Origin of the sequence: Sphingosinicella microcystinivorans (assembly GCF_003634215.1) — a bacterium.
Classification (GTDB): domain Bacteria; phylum Pseudomonadota; class Alphaproteobacteria; order Sphingomonadales; family Sphingomonadaceae; genus Sphingosinicella; species Sphingosinicella microcystinivorans.
This window is the reverse complement of the sequence record NZ_RBWX01000008.1, coordinates 553,276-569,914: the sequence shown is the minus strand read 5'-3', so window position 1 is coordinate 569,914 and position 16,639 is coordinate 553,276. Positions and strand designations below refer to the sequence as shown.

18 protein-coding genes are annotated in these 16,639 nt (G+C 66.4%); 8 read left to right on the top strand and 10 right to left on the bottom strand.

Annotated features, from left to right (window positions below; translation table 11 throughout):
• The 5 genes from DFR51_RS11755 to hflK all read right to left on the bottom strand — a co-directional run bounded on the left by DFR51_RS11755 (position 1) and on the right by hflK (position 5,466).
• A complete protein-coding gene (locus DFR51_RS11755) occupies positions 1-1,623 on the bottom strand; it encodes a helicase HerA-like domain-containing protein (RefSeq protein ID WP_121051619.1) in 1,623 nt (540 codons plus the stop codon).
• Positions 1,624-1,750: 127 nt separating this feature from the next.
• The gene (locus DFR51_RS11750) at positions 1,751-3,286 is read right to left on the bottom strand and encodes a Do family serine endopeptidase (protein WP_121051305.1); all 1,536 of its coding nucleotides are present in this window, start codon (positions 3,284-3,286) and stop codon (positions 1,751-1,753) included.
• Positions 3,287-3,374: 88 nt separating this feature from the next.
• A complete protein-coding gene (locus DFR51_RS11745) occupies positions 3,375-3,569 on the bottom strand; it encodes a DUF2065 domain-containing protein (protein WP_121051303.1) in 195 nt (64 codons plus the stop codon).
• 5 nt (positions 3,570-3,574) lie between these two features.
• Complete coding sequence (gene hflC, locus DFR51_RS11740) at positions 3,575-4,417, bottom strand: protease modulator HflC (protein ID WP_121051301.1); 843 nt, start codon at positions 4,415-4,417, stop codon at positions 3,575-3,577.
• Positions 4,414-5,466 carry an FtsH protease activity modulator HflK gene (gene hflK / locus DFR51_RS11735; protein ID WP_121051299.1) on the bottom strand — a complete coding sequence of 351 codons (1,053 nt, stop codon included), beginning with the start codon at positions 5,464-5,466 and terminating at the stop codon, positions 4,414-4,416. Before hflK ends, hflC begins: the two co-directional genes overlap by 4 nt.
• 88 nt (positions 5,467-5,554) lie before the next feature.
• On the opposite strand from hflK, the gene DFR51_RS11730 reads away from it, so the two are divergent.
• Positions 5,555-6,613, top strand: coding sequence for an Mrp/NBP35 family ATP-binding protein (locus DFR51_RS11730; RefSeq protein WP_121051297.1), 1,059 nt, complete (start codon positions 5,555-5,557; stop codon positions 6,611-6,613).
• Entirely contained in the window at positions 6,594-7,022 is a 429-nt protein-coding gene (locus DFR51_RS11725; protein WP_121051295.1) for a CoA-binding protein, read from the top strand. The genes DFR51_RS11730 and DFR51_RS11725 overlap by 20 nt, the downstream gene beginning before the upstream one ends.
• 118 nt (positions 7,023-7,140) lie before the next feature.
• On the opposite strand, the gene DFR51_RS11720 is transcribed toward DFR51_RS11725, so the two are convergent.
• Positions 7,141-8,487 carry a TldD/PmbA family protein gene (locus DFR51_RS11720; protein ID WP_121051293.1) on the bottom strand — a complete coding sequence of 449 codons (1,347 nt, stop codon included), beginning with the start codon at positions 8,485-8,487 and terminating at the stop codon, positions 7,141-7,143.
• Positions 8,488-8,520: 33 nt separating this feature from the next.
• Positions 8,521-9,456, bottom strand: coding sequence for a 4-hydroxybenzoate octaprenyltransferase (gene ubiA, locus DFR51_RS11715; protein ID WP_121051291.1), 936 nt, complete (start codon positions 9,454-9,456; stop codon positions 8,521-8,523).
• 14 nt (positions 9,457-9,470) lie between these two features.
• On the opposite strand from ubiA, the gene DFR51_RS11710 reads away from it, so the two are divergent.
• Together DFR51_RS11710 and DFR51_RS11705 are read left to right on the top strand one after the other, a co-directional pair.
• Entirely contained in the window at positions 9,471-10,220 is a 750-nt protein-coding gene (locus DFR51_RS11710) for a 16S rRNA (uracil(1498)-N(3))-methyltransferase (RefSeq protein ID WP_121051289.1), read from the top strand.
• A gap of 54 nt (positions 10,221-10,274) precedes the next feature.
• Positions 10,275-11,648 carry a glutamate--cysteine ligase gene (locus tag DFR51_RS11705; RefSeq protein WP_121051287.1) on the top strand — a complete coding sequence of 458 codons (1,374 nt, stop codon included), beginning with the start codon at positions 10,275-10,277 and terminating at the stop codon, positions 11,646-11,648.
• A gap of 6 nt (positions 11,649-11,654) precedes the next feature.
• Here the strand turns inward: DFR51_RS11705 and DFR51_RS11700 are convergent, their stop codons facing one another.
• Together DFR51_RS11700 and DFR51_RS11695 are read right to left on the bottom strand one after the other, a co-directional pair.
• Positions 11,655-12,797 (bottom strand): acyl-CoA dehydrogenase family protein, encoded by a 1,143-nt coding sequence (locus DFR51_RS11700; RefSeq protein ID WP_121051617.1) that lies wholly within the window; start codon positions 12,795-12,797, stop codon positions 11,655-11,657.
• 53 nt (positions 12,798-12,850) lie between these two features.
• Positions 12,851-13,414 (bottom strand): helix-turn-helix domain-containing protein, encoded by a 564-nt coding sequence (locus tag DFR51_RS11695; protein WP_121051284.1) that lies wholly within the window; start codon positions 13,412-13,414, stop codon positions 12,851-12,853.
• Positions 13,415-13,503: 89 nt separating this feature from the next.
• On the opposite strand from DFR51_RS11695, the gene DFR51_RS11690 reads away from it, so the two are divergent.
• Entirely contained in the window at positions 13,504-13,980 is a 477-nt protein-coding gene (locus tag DFR51_RS11690; RefSeq protein WP_243445517.1) for a DUF6456 domain-containing protein, read from the top strand.
• On the opposite strand, the gene DFR51_RS19510 is transcribed toward DFR51_RS11690, so the two are convergent.
• On the bottom strand, positions 13,968-14,099 hold the full coding sequence (locus DFR51_RS19510) for a hypothetical protein (RefSeq protein ID WP_276330567.1): 132 nt from the start codon (positions 14,097-14,099) through the stop codon (positions 13,968-13,970). The genes DFR51_RS11690 and DFR51_RS19510 overlap by 13 nt on opposite strands.
• 289 nt (positions 14,100-14,388) lie before the next feature.
• Here DFR51_RS19510 and DFR51_RS11685 point away from each other — a divergent pair, with 289 nt between their 5' ends.
• The 3 genes from DFR51_RS11685 to DFR51_RS11675 are packed head-to-tail and all read left to right on the top strand — an operon-like array spanning position 14,389 to position 16,617.
• Positions 14,389-14,868 carry a hypothetical protein gene (locus DFR51_RS11685; protein ID WP_121051282.1) on the top strand — a complete coding sequence of 160 codons (480 nt, stop codon included), beginning with the start codon at positions 14,389-14,391 and terminating at the stop codon, positions 14,866-14,868.
• A gap of 59 nt (positions 14,869-14,927) precedes the next feature.
• Positions 14,928-16,190 carry a DNA-packaging protein gene (locus DFR51_RS11680; RefSeq protein WP_243445620.1) on the top strand — a complete coding sequence of 421 codons (1,263 nt, stop codon included), beginning with the start codon at positions 14,928-14,930 and terminating at the stop codon, positions 16,188-16,190.
• Positions 16,191-16,245: 55 nt separating this feature from the next.
• Positions 16,246-16,617: a hypothetical protein gene (locus DFR51_RS11675; protein WP_126494491.1), complete on the top strand. Its 372-nt coding sequence runs from the start codon at positions 16,246-16,248 to the stop codon at positions 16,615-16,617.
• The last annotated feature ends 22 nt before the right edge of the window (positions 16,618-16,639 follow it).

Sequence of the window (16,639 nt, the reverse complement as noted above, 5' to 3'; positions counted from 1 at the left end):
TCAGCCGATCTTCTTCGCCATCCCGCGGCTGAAGCTTCCGAGCACGCCGCGGCCGATGCGCCCGCCCATCGGGCCTGCGATCGCCTTGCCGATCTCATAGCCGAGCTGGCTGCCCGCCGTCCCGACGGCGGTTGAAGTCGCAGATGCGCCGCGCCGCGAGGGCTTCTTGCCCGCGAGGCTGTCTCCGAAGTCGCGCGCCTTCTTCGCCACGAACGCGCCGATCACCGCGCCCGCGATCTTGCCGAGGATACTGTTCGACCAGCTGCCGCCGCGTCCGCCCGTCGCTTTCGCTTCGGCCTTCGTCTCGGCTTGGGCCTCCGCCTCCTCAAGTGCCTTCTCCGCGCGGACTTTCAGGATCTCGAACGCCGATTCGCGATCGATCGTCTCTTCATAGCGCCCCGCGAATGGCGAGCTTGCGATCATCACCTTGCGCTCCTGCTCCGTGAGCGGCCCAAGCCGCGAGCACGGCGGGCGGATGAAGGCGCGTTCCACCGGCGCGGGCGCGCCGTCGCGGTCGAGCAGCGAAACGAGCGCTTCGCCCACCTTAAGCTCGGTGATCGCGGTCGCGACGTCGAGCCCCGGGTTGATGCGGAACGTCTCCGCCGCGGCCTTGATCGCCTTCTGGTCGCGCGGCGTGAAGGCGCGGAGCGCGTGCTGGATGCGGTTGCCGAGCTGCCCGCCGACGCCTTCGGGCACGTCGATCGGGTTCTGTGTGATGAAATAGACGCCGACGCCCTTCGAACGAATGAGCCGCACGACCTGCTCGATCTTCTCAAGCAGCGCCTTCGGGGCTTCGTCGAACAGCAGATGGGCCTCGTCGAAGAAGAACACCATCTTGGGCTGGTCGGGATCGCCCACCTCGGGCAGCGCCTCGAACAGTTCGGAAAGCAGCCAGAGCAGGAAGGTGGAATAAAGCCGCGGGCTCTGCATCAGCTTGTCGGCGGCAAGGATGTTCACCTGCCCCCGACCGTCGTCCCCCACTTTCATGAAGTCCTTCACATCGAGCGCCGGCTCGGCGAAGAAGCGCGCGCCGCCCTCGTTCTCCAGCACCAGAAGCTGCCGCTGAATCGCGCCGACGCTCGGCTTGGTGACGTTGCCGTAGCGCGTGCCGATCGTCGCGGCATTGTCCGCCACGTAGGTCAGCATCGATTGCAGATCCTTGAGGTCCAGCAGCATCAGCTGTTCCTCGTCGGCAATGCGGAACGCGATGGTGAGTACGCCCTCCTGCGTCTCATTCAGACCCATCAGACGCGAGAGCAGCAGCGGCCCCATTTCGGAAACGGTGGTCCGCACGGGATGGCCCTGCTCGCCGAACAGATCCCAGAACACCACCGGAAACGCCTCGTAGGTGTAGTCGGCGAGGCCCATGTTCGCCGCGCGCTCCTGAAGCGCCGCGTGCGCTTTGTGCGTCGCCGAGCCCGGCATGGCGAGGCCGGCAAGATCGCCCTTCACGTCCGCCATGAACACGGGCACGCCGACTTTGGAGAAGCCTTCGGCAAGAATCTGCAGGCTCACCGTCTTGCCGGTGCCGGTGGCGCCTGCGATAAGCCCGTGCCGGTTGGCGCGCTTCAGATCGAGTTCGAGCCGCTTTTCACCCGCCGCACCGACGAAAATCGTTCCCATCACCCGCTCCCCTGTCCGCCTAGGCGGCAAGTAAAGCATGTCGAGCGGAAACAGGAAGCCGGAAAAGAAAACCCCGGCCGCGAACATGTCGGGGCCGGGGTCATGTTTCCTGCCGAAGCGCTGAGGCTCAGCCTTCGTCCTTGCCCATCATGGCGATGCCGATGAACTGCGGCGGGCGCGATCCGCGCTTAACGAACAGCACCACCGTGTCTTTGCCGGCCTTGCGCGCAGCATCCACGGCTGCGGCTGCGGCCGCAGGCGTCTTCGTCTGCTGCTGGTTGATCGAGAGGATCACGTCGCCGCGCTGCAGGCCGCGCTTCGCGGCGTCGCTGTTGCGGTTGAGACTGGCGATCACGACGCCCTCGACGTCATCGTCGACACCAAGCTGGCGGCGAACCTCCGGCGTCAGTTCGGCAAGCGTGATGCCGAGGCTGCGCCGTGCTGCGGCCGTGGCTTCATTCGCGGCCTTGTCGTCACCCGGCGCTGCGTTGTCGTTCCCCGCGACGGAAATCTCTGCGGGCCGTTCGACGAGCGTCGCCTGAACCGTCTGGCGCTTGCCCTTCCGGTACAGCTCGATCGGCACGCGGCTGCCGATGCCGCTGTTCGCGACAATCGACGAGAGCGTGTTGTCGACCGTCACTTCCTGGTTGTTCACGCGCGTGATGACGTCGCCGGGAACGATGCCCGCCTTCTTCGCCGGGCCGTCGTTCTCGACGCTTGCGACGATCTCGCCGCGATCCTTCTGGAGCCCGAGCGCGGAGGCGATTTCGGGCGTCACCGGCTGAATGCTGACACCGAGGTAGCCGCGCCGCACGCGCCCGATAGAGCGCAGCTGGTCGATCACGGGAGAGGCCTGCTCGGCCGGGATCGCGAAGCCGATGCCGACATTGCCGCCGGTGGGCGAGAAGATCGCCGTGTTCACGCCGATCACGTTGCCGTTCAGATCAAACATCGGCCCACCGGAGTTGCCCTGGTTGATCGACGCGTCGGTCTGAATGTAGCGGTCGTATTGTCCCGCCTGGATGTTGCGGTGGAGCGCTGAGACGATGCCCGCCGTCACCGTGCCGCCAAGGCCGAAGGGGTTGCCGATCGCGATTACCCAGTCGCCAACGCGCACGCGCTCGGATTGGCCGAAGCGCACATAGGGCAGATCCTTGCCCTCGATCTTCAGCAGCGCAAGGTCGGAAAGCGGGTCGCGGCCGACGATGCGCGCAGAATATTCAGTGCGGTCGGAAAGCGTCACGGTGATCTTGTCGACGGGCTCGGTGCCGCCGCGCCCGGTGACGACGTGATTGTTGGTGACGACATAGCCGTCCGGCGAGATGATGAAGCCGGAGCCGAGCGACTGCGCCTCGCGCGTCTCGGGCTCCTGCCCATCCTGTTGCTGCTCCTGGAAGCGGCGGAACAGCTCGTCGAGCGGGGTGCCGGGCGCCAGGCGCGGGATGCCCCGCAGGCGTCCGACCTCGATCTCCTGCGTGGTCGAAACGTTGACCACCGCGGGCTGAAGCCGTGCGGTCAGGTCCGCGAAGCTGCCGGGTGCGCCGCCGGGGGCGGTCACCTGCGGCTGCGCGCTCAGCGATTCCGGCGCCGTTTGCTGGGCGTGGCCCGGTTCCTGAAGGGCAAGTGTCGCGGCGCTGGCAAACAGAACTGCCGCGCCGGTCATGGCTAATGCGATACGCACGTATCTCGTCTCCTCAAGTTGACGCCATGTAAGCACCGCCCGGCGTCAATACAATCTGCCCCTTATGTCTTCATCCCTGCAACCGCACCGCCGCGACGATCGCGACACCCGCGAACACCGCGCCGAGCCCGGCGATGCGAACCGTGCTCTCTCCCCGTGCAAACAACATCGCTGCCGCCCTACGCATCGCGTCGGGGAACAGCGCGTGGGCCGCGCCTTCCAGAACGAGTGCGAGGCCGATCGCTGCAAGGAGATCGTTACCCATACGGATCAGCGGCCGCGGACCCCTTGGAACTCGCGCAGGAATTCATTGTCGGGCGAGAGAATCACGCTGGCATTGCCGTCGTTGAACGTGGTCCGGTACGCCTGCATCGCGCGGTAGAAGGCGTAGAAGTCCTTATCCTTGCCAAAAGACTGCGCATAAACGCGCGATGCCTCGGCGTCGGCTTCGGCGCGAATGATCTGCGCCTGCTTCCGTCCCTGCGCGCGGATCGATTCGGCTTCCTGCTGGCGCGCGGTCTGCATCCGCAGAAATGCGGACTGCAGGGGGTCGCCCGGCGGAAGATCGGCACGCTTGATGCGCACATCGACGATCTCGGCGCCGTAGCGGCTGGCTTCACGGTTCACGGCTTCCTGAATCGTATCCATCAGCTGGCCGCGCTCGGGGCTCAGCAGCGTTGCAAAGGTCTGGCGGCCCAGCTCGTTGCGCAGGCGGGAGCCGAGAATGCGCGACAGTTCGTCGGCAACCCGCTCCTCCGAACGCACCGTCTGATACATGCGCAGCGGATCGACGATGCGGAAGCGCGCGAAGGCGTCCACGACAAGTCGAAGCTGATCGGTGGAAAGCACCACCTGCTGGGGCATGTCGAGATCGCGGATGCGCTTGTCGACCCACACGACGTTTTCGATGAACGGCGCCTTGAGCGTCAGCCCGGCGCCCGTGGCGCCGAAGGGATCGTTCGCGTTGTAGCGGTTGACGATCCTGTCGGGCTTTCCGAGCCGCACGATGATCGCCTGTTGCGATTCCGAAACGGTGAACAGCGACGTCGTGATCAGGATCAGCGCGAGAAAGGCGAGGCCGACGAGCGCGACCGGGTTACGCAGCAGGCTCATTGCGCGTCTCCCGCCGCATTTGCGGCAGCGCGTTTTCGCACTTCCGGCAGCGGCAGATAGGGGACGACGCCGTCAGCCTCGATGATCGTCTTGTCCACCTTGCCCAGCACCTCTTCCATCGTCTCCAGATACATGCGCTTGCGGGTCACTTCCGGCGCCAGTCGATATTGTTCGTACACCGCGTCGAAGGCTGCGGCCTGTCCCTGCGCCAGCGCGAGGAGCTGCTGCGAATAGCGGCGGGCTTCGTTCAGATATTGCTCTGCGTTCTGCTGCGCCGCGGACACATCCTTGAACGCCGAATCGACGGCGGCGGGCGGGTCGGCCTGCTTGATGTCGACGCCGACGATTTGGATACCGGCTTTGTAGCTGTCGAGCATTTCCTGCGTGCGCACGCGTACCTGCTCGGCGATCTGCGCGCGTTGCGGGCCGATCGCGGCATCGAGCGGAACGCGTGCCACTTCTGCGCGCATCGCTGATTCGGCGACTTCGCGGATCGTCGTTTCAGGCTCGGCGAGCTGGAACAGGAACTGCACCGGATCCTTGATTTTCCATCGCACTGCATAGGCGATGTCGATGATGTTCTGGTCGCCCGTCAGCATCAGATTCTCGCTGGAGGCATCGACCGTGCCGATGTCGATCGTTGCGACGGTTTCGACCGCGGGCTTTGTCACCGTCTCGAAAGGTGCGGGCAGCTTGAAGTGCATGCCCGGTCCCGTCGTGCGGGAATAAGCGCCGAAGCGCTGCACGACGCCGCGTTCTTCGGGCACCACGCGGTAGAACGATGTGAACGCGACCCAAACGAGCACGATGCCGAGGATCACATAGCCCCACGGCATCGAACCGCCTTTGGGGCCGCCGGGCAAGCCGGAACGCAGCCGTTCCTGGCTGCGGCGAATGAACTCGTCGAAATCGGGTCCGCCGCCGCCGGCGCCGCGATTGCCGCCACCGCCGGAGCCGCCGCCCGAGCCGCCACCCCAGGGGTTGCGCGGCCCGTTGCCGTTGCCGCTGCCCCAAGGCCCGGAATTGTTACTGTTGTTCTCCCAAGGCATTCGCTACCCGTCGATTGCTTCCTATGAGCAGCCTATATACGGACGCCTCCGCGCATTTGCGAGACATGCTGACCGGCAAGGAGTGAAAATGGCGGGCGAAGACCTGTTGCGTACTGCGCTTGAGCGGCTGGCCGATCCGGTATCGGGCAAGGATATCGTCAGCGCCGGGCGCGTTTCGGGCATCGTGCTGCGAAGCGCTCAAGCGGGGCTGGTGCTCGCCGTGGACGGGCTTTCACCGCACGACGCGAAGACGATGGAGGCGCGCGTCGACGCCGCGCTGCGGTCCGTGCCGGGTGTCGAGGGCGCGCGGATCATCACCACGGCCGAACGCGGCGATGCGCCGCAGGGGCCGCACCCCACCGCGCCCGCGCCGCTTCCCGAAATCCGCCACATCGTCGCCGTCGGCTCCGGCAAGGGTGGTGTCGGCAAGTCGACCGTAGCGGCGAACCTCGCCGTCTCGCTCGCGTCCCAAGGCCTCAAGGTCGGGCTGCTCGATGCCGACATCTATGGCCCGTCGGTACCGATGCTGATGGGGCGGCAGGAGCGGCTGACGCTGCGCGAGAAGCTGATCCAGCCCGCGGAAGTGCACGGGTTGAAGGCCGTCTCGATGGGCGCGATGACCGATCCCGATCGCGCCGTCGTCTGGCGCGGGCCGATGGCATCGAGCGCGCTGATGCAGATGCTGACGCAGACGCAGTGGGGTCCGCTCGACGTGCTCGTCGTCGATCTGCCGCCGGGCACGGGCGACATCCAGCTCACGATGGCGCAGAAGGTGCCGCTCGCGGGTGCGGTGATCGTCTCGACGCCGCAGGATCTCGCGCTCATCGACGCGAAGAAGGCGGTCGCGATGTTCGGCAAGGTCGGCGTGCCGGTCCTCGGCATGATCGAGAACATGTCGACCTTCCACTGCCCGAACTGCGGGCACGAAAGCCATATCTTCGGCCACGGCGGCGCTGAACAGGCCGCGAAGGCGATGGGTTTGCCCTTCCTCGGCGTTATTCCCCTCGAGATGGCTATCCGCGAGGCGAGCGATGCCGGAACGCCCGTTGCGCTTCGCGACGACCCGGCAGGGAACGCCTTCCGCCGCATCGCCGTTCAGGTCATGGCAGCCTTGAAGGAGACCAGACATGCCACTGACGTCCGCTGACGATATTCGCGACCTGCTGACGACCACCCGCACCATTGCGATGGTCGGCGCGTCCGATCGCTCGGATCGCGCCAGCCACGGTGTGATGGCCTATCTGCAGGGCCGCGGTTACCGCGTCATACCCGTGAACCCGACGCTTGCCGGCTCCACGCTTCATGGCGAAACCGTCTACGGTTCGCTTCCCGAAGTGCCCAGGCCTGTCGATATGGTCGAGATTTTTCGCCGCTCAGAAGCGGTTGGACCGATCGTCGACGAAGCGATCGCCATCGGCGCGAAGGCGGTGTGGATGCAGCTCGGCGTCATCAACGAAGATGCCGCCGCGAAGGCGGAGGCCGCGGGTCTCAAGGTGGTGATGGACGATTGCCCCGCCCGCGCGATTCCGCGCCTCGGCGTTCCGAAGATATCCTGAAGCATTGGGGCTTCCGAAATAGGAAAGCGCGTGCAAGCCTTGCGGGTTCTTTGAAATCCGGGCGCAGGCCCGAACCGAAAAACCTTACTTGGCCTCCACTTCCTCTACTTGTGAGGGTTCAGGCGCCCGCCACGGTCATGCCCTCGATGCGCAGCGTCGGCGCGTTCACGGCATAGCGGAACACCAGGTCGTCGGCGGGGGTCAGGTTCAGGAACATGGACTTCAGATTTCCGGCAACGGTGATCTCGGCGACCGCACTCGTGATCTCGCCGTCCTCGATCAAGAAGCCTGCCGCGCCCCGGCTGTAATCACCGGTGACGACGTTGACGCCCTGGCCGATGAGCTCGGTGACAAGCAAGCCCCGGCGGATGTCCGCGATAAGCGCGCTGCGGCTCTGCGTGCCGGCCTCCATGTAGAGGTTCGATGTGGAGACGCCCGGCGGACCCGAAACGCCGCGCGAGGCATGGCCGGATGGGCTGCTGCCCAGCTGCCGCGCAGAGGCGCTGTCGAGCAGCCAGCCGGTGAGATGGCCCCCGTCGACGAGCAGCGTGCGCGCCGTCGGCAGCCCCTCGCCGTCGAACGGCCGGGAACGGAGGCCGCGAACACGCAGCGGATCGTCAACGATCGAAAGACCGCGCGGGAAGATCTCCTGCCCCAGCGAATCCTTGAGGAAGCTGGTACCGCGCGTGATCGCCGATCCACTGATCGCGCCCGCGAAATGGCCGAGCAACGATCCCGCGACGCGCGGGTCGAACACCACCGGCATAGCGCCGGTCGCAAGTTTGGCGGGCGATAGTCGCGAAACGGCACGCTCGCCCGCAAGTCGGCCAACGGCCTCGGGTGTCTCCAGGTCGGCGTCATGCCGCGCGCTGTGATAGGCGAAGTCACGCTGCATCGCGTCGCCCGACCCGGCGATGATCGAGGCGGAGACGCCGTAGGAACTGCCCGAATAAGCGCCCGCGAAGCCGTGCGAGGTGGCGAGTGCATAGACGGCGCGGCCGGTGCTGGCGGAGGCGCCCTGCGAATTGCTGACGCCCTCCACCGCGCGCGCCGCGTCCTCGGCGGCAAGCGCGCGGGCCCGCAGCGCTTCGACCGGGATATCGGCGCCGTCATCGATATCGAGCGCGGGCCAGGGCCCCTTCGTCAGCCGCTCGGCGGGGGCGAGCCCGGCGTAGCGATCCTCTGGTGCCTCGCGCGCCATCGCGACCGCACGCTCGGCAGCGGCCGCAAGCGCGGCGGCGGAGAGGTCCGACGAGGAGACGTTGGCGCTCCGCTGGCCGATGAAGACGCGGATGCCGATTTCCTCGGCCTCCGAACGGCCGATGTCTTCAAGTTCGCCGAGCCGGACGTGCACGCTCGACGACATGTCCCCGAAGTAGATCGCATCGGCGGCATCTGCGCCCAGCGCCTTGGCGCGGGCGATGGCGTGGTCGAGGCGGTCGAGCGCGGCGTTCGGATCAAGCATGGCTGCCGCGCATAAGCGCTTGGTGCGTGTCCGTCAAAGTCCCGCAGCAAGGCAGGCGGCGAAGACCAGAGTACCCGTCGTCGTGTTCGCGCGGAACAGGCGCAGTGCGCCGAGCGTGTCGGCGCCGCGCAATGCGCGGACCTGCCAGAGCATGTGCAGCGCTGCCGGCAGCAGCGCCGCAAGCGCGAGCGGCCGCTCCGGCGCGGCAAGGAGGAGCGCGGTGGCGAGCAGGAGGATCGTGATGGCATAAAAGATCGCCACGCCCGTGCGTACATTGCCGCCGAGCCGACGGGCCGAAGACTTGATGCCCGCCAGCGCATCGTCCTCAATGTCCTGCAGCGCGTAAATCGTGTCGTAGCCGAGCGTCCAGAAAACGCCGGCCGCATAAAGCACGAGCGCAGCGGGCGGCAGGCCGCCGGCTATCACGGCGAAGCCGACGAGGGCGCCCCAGTTGAATGTGAGGCCGAGCCAAGCTTGCGGCCACCAGGTGATGCGCTTCATGAATGGGTAACCCGCGACCAGCAGCAAAGAGCCCAGCGCGACCACCTGTGCGAACCCGCCGAGCTGCAGCAGCACGACGAGGCCGAGCAGCGACAGGCCGCCGAGCAGGGCCCAGGCGGCTTTCAACGATACCGCGCCGCTGGCGAGCGGGCGATCACGCGTGCGCTCGACGCTGGCATCGAGATCGCGGTCAACGATGTCGTTGTAGACGCACCCCGCCGAGCGCATCGCGAAAGAGCCGATCAGGAACAGCAGAACCAGATAGGTCTCCTGCGGCAGGCCGCCGGCCAGCGCGGTGCCCCACGCGCAGGGCCAGAACAGCAGCCACGCGCCGATGGGCCGGTCTGCCCGCGCCAGCCGGGCGTAAGGCTTCCACGATCGGGGCAACATTTCGACCCAGCTCCCGGCAACAGCATCGGGCGTCGCGCGGTCGGCAGGTTCCGGCGTGGTCAGGGGCGGGGTCTCCATGCTAGCGGGTCAGCATGGGTGATCGATCATTGTCAAGCAAGGCGGGTCCCCGCCTATTCGTGGACACACCGCTGGGTGCGGGGACAACGCTGCCTCTCGCCTCGGCGGCGGGGCACTATCTGACGCGCGTGATGCGCTTGCGCGAGGGTGATGGTGTCCGGTTGTTCGACGACTGCACGGGCGAATGGCAGGCGGTGATTGTCGCCATCGGCAAGCGCGAAGTGGTGGTGCGTGCGGAGGCGCTGCTGAAGCCGCGCGAGGTGGTGCCCGACCTCTGGCTCTGCGCCGCGCCGCTGAAAGCGGGCCGCATCGACTGGCTCGCGGAGAAAGCCTGCGAGCTCGGCGTCTCGCGATTGGTGCCCACCGTCACGCGGCGCACGGTTGTGGGCAATCTGAAGCGCGACCGCCTTCGCGCGCACATGATAGAGGCGGCCGAGCAGTGCGAACGTACGGCGTTGCCGGAGCTTGGCGATCCCGTCCCGCTCGCAGGGCTGCTTGCGGACTGGCCAGAGGAGCGCGCGTTGATCTTCTGCGACGAGGAAGGCGGCGAGCCTGTCGCGAAGGTGCTGCCCGGCGTTGCCGCACCCGCAGCGATCCTCATTGGCCCGGAGGGCGGGTTTGATGACACCGAGCGTGCCACCATCCGGGCGCTGCCACAGTGCGTCCGCGTGTCCCTTGGCCCGCGCATCCTGCGCGCTGACACGGCAGCGGCGGCGGCGGTGGCGATCTGGCAGTCGCTCGCGGGGGATTGGCGGGGGGATTGAGCCTCGCTCATTTCCTCTCTGGCGCGCGGCCGCGAGGACGGCTAAGCGCTCGCCATGAGCACGCGCAAGGCCGGTGAAGGGGATGCCCTTCCTATCGAGTCAAAAGACGATTTGCTGAGCGTTTTCGAGCGCGGCAGCAAGCCCGCGGAGCGTTGGCGAATCGGCACCGAGCACGAGAAATTCGTGTATCGCACAACCGATCACCGCGCGCCGTCCTACGACGAGCAAGGCGGCATCCGGGATCTTCTGATGGCGATGACGCGCTTCGGCTGGGAACCGGTCGAGGAGAATGGGTACGTCATCGCCCTTGCCGGAGACGATGGGAATGTCAGTCTCGAACCCGCCGGACAGTTCGAGCTTTCGGGCGCACCGCTTGAAAACCTGCACCAGACCTGCGCCGAGACAGGGCGGCATCTGAAGCAAGTGCAAGAGGTCGGCAAGGAACTCGGGCTCGGCTTTCTCGGCCTCGGTATGTGGCCAGACAAGCGCCGCGACGAACTGCCGATCATGCCCAAGGGACGCTACAACATCATGCTGCGGCACATGCCGCGCGTTGGATCGCTCGGCCTCGACATGATGCTGCGCACCTGCACCATCCAGACCAACCTCGACTATGCGAGCGAGGCCGACATGGTGAAGAAATTCCGCGTCAGCCTAGCGCTGCAGCCACTCGCGACGGCGCTGTTCGCGAACTCGCCGTTCACCGAAGGCAAGCCGAACGGCTTCCTTAGTTACCGCAGCCACATCTGGACCGACACCGATGCGGCGCGCACCGGTATGCTGCCGTTCGTGTTCGAGGATGGTTTCGGCTTCGAACGCTGGGCGGATTATATCCTCGACGTGCCGATGTATTTCGCCGTGCGCGGCGGCAAGTACGTCGATCTCGCCGGACAGGATTTCCGCGCCTTCATGGACGGCAAGCTCACGGCGCTGCCCGGCGAGCGCGCGACGCTCGGCGACTGGAACGATCATATCTCTACCGCTTTCCCGGAAGTGCGCCTCAAGTCCTATCTCGAGATGCGCGGTGCGGACGGCGGCCCGTGGAATCGTATCTGCGCGCTGCCTGCCTTCTGGGTGGGGCTGCTCTACGACGACATCGCGCTCGATGCGGCGTGGGATGCGGTCAAGCACTGGACGATCGCGGACCACCGCCGCATTCGCGAAGAGGTGCCGAAGCTCGGGCTGCAGGCGAAGGGACCGCGCGGCCGCACTTTCCAGCAGCTCGGTAAGGAAGTTCTCGCCATCGCCGAAGCTGGGTTGACGCGGCGCGCTCGGCTCAACAGCTCTGGCGACAGCGAGGCGATCTTCCTCGCGCCGCTGTTCGAGATTGTCGAAAGCGGCAAGACACCCGCCGAGCGACTGCTCGAAGCCTATCACGGCCGCTGGGCGGGCGATCTTTCGCGAATCTACGCCGAAGAGAGCTTCTAACCGCGCCTAGATGGCGCGGCTGACGACTTCCTTCATGATCTCCGACGTGCCGCCGTAGATGCGCTGCACGCGCGCGTCGCGCCACAGGCGGGCGATCGGATATTCGTTCATGTAGCCGGCGCCGCCGTGCAGCTGGAGCGAGAGGTCGCAGGCATCCCATTGCAGCTCGGTATGCCAGAGCTTCGCGGCGGAGGCTTCAGCGGCGGTGAGTTGACCCTCGACGTGACGCTTCAGCGCCCAGTCGAGATGCGCCCAGCCGACCTGGAGTTTCGTCGCGAGATCGGCGAGCGTGAACTTGGTGTTCTGGAAATCGAAGACGGTTTTGCCGAACGCTTTGCGCTCCTTCGTGAACTTCACGGCCTCGTCGAACGCACGCTGCGCGACGGCCTGACCGGAGAGCGCAATCTGCAGGCGCTCCTGCGGGAGTTGCTTCATCAGATAGATGAAGCCCATGTTCTCTTCGCCGATGCAGTTGGTGATCGGCACGCGGACGTCGTTGAAGAAGAGCTCCGACGTGTCTGCGGAATGCTGGCCGATCTTGTCGAGGTTGCGGCCGCGGGCGAAGCCTTCGCGGTCGGCTTCGACGAGGATGAGCGAGGTGCCTTTCGCGCCGAGCGCCGGATCGGTCTTGGCGACGACGATGATGAGGTCGGCGTTCTGGCCGTTGGTGATGTAGGTCTTGGAGCCGTTCACAACATAGTGGTTGCCGTCGCGCTTCGCGGTCGTCTTGACGCCCTGGAGATCCGAGCCCGCGCCGGGTTCGGTCATTGCGATCGCGGTGATGACCTCGCCCGAGACCATGCCGGGGAGCCAGCGGCGCTTTTGTTCTTCGGAGCCGTAGTTGATGATGTAGTCGACAACGATGTCGGAGTGGAGGGTGATGCCGGCCGAGGAACCGGCGTAGCAAAGTTCCTCCCCTATGACGGCGTTGTAGCGGTAGTCGAGGCCGAGGCCGCCGTATTCTTCGGGCACTTGCGGGCAAAGTAGACCCGCTTCGCCGCAGGCGCGCCAGAAATCGCGGTCGACGATGCCCTCGTGCTCCCACCGATCGAGGTTGGGATAAAGTTCGCGGTCGAAGAACTTGCGGACGCTGTCGCGGAAGAGGGCGTGATCCTCGTCGAAGGCGGTGCGGGTGGCGGTTTCGAGCATATGGCTTCCTTTCGGCGCTGCGGTTAGCCGCGACGCTTCCGCGCGCATACTCCCTAAAGTGGCCGTACCAGCGTGACCGCGACCGCAAGCCAAGGCGTTTCGGAAATGACGAGCTGTCGTGCGCCGGGGACAAGCGGCAGGATGGCGAGGCGCTGCCCATCGAGATCGACGAGGCGTCCGAACACGAAGCGCCCGGCGGGACGCGGCACGAGCACGTCGCGGTTGCGCGCGCGCTCGAACTCGGCGGGCGACAGCCGCTCGCACCAGATTGAATCGCCGGTGCGGTAATCGCCGATTCCGGAGACGACCTGCACCGCGATCATCGCGCCCGAAGGGCGCGGCGGCAGCAGCGTCTGCGCCATGGTGGGCGCGCGCGCGCCGTCCGCGCCGAGGAGCGCGGCGACGGGAACGTCGGGGCGTTCGGGGTGGGTTACGAGTTCGGCGGCTTCGACACCGAGCGCGTCGGCGATACGGTTGAGCCAGCCGACCGAGACGGTGCGGGTGCCGGTTTCGAGGCGGCCGATGGTCTGGGGGGTGGTGGCGGGGCGGCAGCGCTCCGCGACGTCCGCCAGCGTGAGACCCTTGCCCTTGCGGACCTCGCGGATGCGTGTGAGCATCGAATTATCCTATTGGGTTATTTTTCACTGTCCTACAGCCGAAGCGCAATGGCAAGGGCGATTCGCAATCGAACGCGAGGGAGACCCGAATGCCCCAGACCCGTAACCGTATGATCGTGAACAGCATCGACAGCCCGCCGCACCGCCGCGCGGCCACGAAAGGCGCGCGCCACGCCAACCGCGCGGAAGAGCCGATCGCGTGGCTGCACGCGCGCGGCAAGATCAGCGACCGCCAGTTCGAGGCGGGCGTGCGCCTGCGCCGCGACTTCCTGATCGCCGCGCAAGGCCCGCGCGTGACGATGGCATGGGATGCAGGCCCGGTGGCGAGAGGTGCGCGCAGCGCGCCGGATGCACCCGATCCCACAACGGCCCAGATCGGCGCGAAAACGCGCGTGGATGGGGCACTCTCACACGCCGGGCGAGGGCTTGCGGATGTGTTGACGCGAACCGTCTGCCTGGGTGAAGGGCTGGAAACGGCGGAACGGGCGATGGGCTGGCCGGCGCGTGCCGGTAAGGTGGTGCTATGCCTGGGGCTGGACCGCGTGGCGGACTATTACCGCGTGTGAACGGCGGCGTCTGCGGCGGCAGGCGGCGTGGAGGCGATCGCGCCCGCATGCGGCGGAATCGCAATCGCGCCAACAGCGGCGATGAACAGAAGACAGGCGCAGACGATGATCGTTTTCATTTCAACCTCTATTGCCTGGCCCCGGTAAACGTCTCTTACGCCGCTTAAAATTACGATCCGATGAACGGCGTATGTGGATCGACGCGCGAAATGCCTCTGCCGCAGCCACATTACAACCCGCCTGCGACCAAAGGGGGCAATAATAACCAAATCGGTGAAATAATGCTTGACGAGCGAACCGCTCTTTGCTAGAGAACAGACACGCTGAGGAATTGCGGCTCCGGGGCTTCACCGCCTTCGGGGCCGTTTTCACATCGGGGCTCGGCGCTTCTCCAGCGAATGAGGCCCGATGACGAACACGACACCCGCCAAGCCCACGGCGCGCCGCGGCGCCGAGCGACACGACGGCTGGACGGCGAAACGGCGCGAGATCTTCCTGGAAACGCTGGCCGAAACGGCGAATGTGCGCCGCGCCGTGGCCGCGACGGGCAAGGCGACATGCGGTGTCTATGCGCTGCGACGCCGCGACACCGCCTTCGCGCGGGCCTGGGACGATGCGCTTTCGCTCGCGATGGACGAGCTTGAGGCGATCGCGTTCGACCGCATCCGCAACGGCGTGGAAAAAACCGTGGTGCGCGGCAACGGCGTGCCGGTGACCATCCGGGAATATTCGGATCGGCTGCTGATGTTCATGCTGAGCCGCCGCAGGCCGGAGGCCTATGCGATGATTGTGGGCGAGGAGGCGGAGGATGAAGCCCTGACGCTGTATCGCACCGTGGAAGCGCGCGCGACCGCCATCGAAGCACGACGGGTAGAGGGCGACGCGTGACAGCCTTGACCCTGAAAGCCCGGCTGGAGGCGATGACGCCGGCGGAGTTCTCCGAGGCAATGGAGGGGATCGCCGTTAAAAAGCAAAACGTGCTTGTCGGCAGCTGGTATTCGCGCGCGCGGGCTTCGCAGGTCGTGCCGCCGGGCGACTGGCACACCTGGCTGGTGATGGCGGGGCGCGGCTTCGGCAAGACGCGCACGGGCGCCGAATGGGTGCAGCGCGCGGCGCGAAACGGCGGCGCGCGCATCGCCATTGTGGGTACGACGCTGCATGAAGCGCGCGCCGTGATGGTGGAAGGCGAATCCGGCCTGCTTCGCGTGCGCGCGGATTGGCGCCCCGAATTCGAGCCTTCGCTGCGGCGACTTTCGTGGCCGACGGGCGCGCAGGGCTTTCTCTATTCGGCGGACGATCCGGATGCGCTGCGCGGCGCGCAGCATAGCCACGCCTGGGGAGACGAGATCGCGAAATGGCCACGCGGCCTCGACGTGTGGATGAACCTGCGCATGGGGCTACGGTTGGGAAGCGCGCCGCGCGCGGTGCTGACGACGACGCCGCGCCCCGTGCCGCTGGTGCGCCGCCTGCTTGAAGAGGCGATGGCGGGACACGCCCTCATCGTGACGCGCGGGCGCACGGCGGAGAATGCGGCAAACCTGCCCCCCGCCTTTCTGGCGGCGGTGACGGAGGCTTACGGCGGCACGCGACTGGGGCGGCAGGAACTGGACGGCGAGATGATCGAGGAGGTGGAGGGCGCGCTCTGGTCGCGCGCGCTGATCGAGCGATGCCGGGTGCCGGTGACCGGGGCGCACGATGAGGGCTTCGCGCGCGTGGTGATTGGTGTCGATCCGCCCGCCGGGCACGGCGCGGGATCGGTGTGCGGGATCGTCGCGGCGGGGCTGCGCGCGGATGGCACGATCGTGGTGATCGAAGATGCGAGCGTCGAAGGCCTGTCCCCCGAAGGCTGGGCACGCGCGGTTTCAGACGCTGCCGCGCGGCACGGCGCGGACCGCGTGATCGCGGAGGTAAACAACGGCGGCGACATGGTCGCGCGCGTGCTCGCCGCCGTGGACGAGGCGCTGCCCGTGAAATCGGTGCGCGCGACACGCGGCAAGGCGATCCGCGCCGAGCCGGTCGCGGCGCAATACGAAGCCGGGCGCGTGCATCATGCGGGCGCATTTCCGGCGCTGGAGGACGAGCTGTGCGGGCTGATCGCCGGGGGCGGCTACGAAGGGCCGGGACGCTCGCCGGACCGGGCGGATGCGCTGGTCTGGGCGGTGTGGGCGCTTATGGGGAAGAGTGCGCGGCCGGGGGTGCGGGTGGTTTGAGGGAATGGCATGGAGCCGGTATTGTAGGGAAAACCTTTTCGGCTATCCTCTCGCCGTGACGGAAAACCCTTCCAGAAGCGTCGGGCTCGGTGGCGATGGGGATGAGATCGCGGCGATAGCCGACGTTGAGCGGACCTTTGGCGTGAAGCTGGATTACGCGGATGCGCAAGGCTGGCTCACTGCTGGGGATGTGTTCACAGCTCTTCAAAGAGTTCTTCCGGCCGAGGAATTGAGCAAACCGGACCTGTGGGATCGCTTCACTTTTGCACTCTGCGAACAAACGGGCGTGAATCCCGATGACATAGATCGGGACAGTCCGCTGCTCTCGGAGTCAAGATTTTGGGCACGTCTGGCAGATGTGTCGGCGATGGTTTGGATTGTCGTCTTTGTGAGCACCCTTGTCATGTTTGCAGCGATTGCATTCTAGCGAACGTACCGTCCTTAAACAA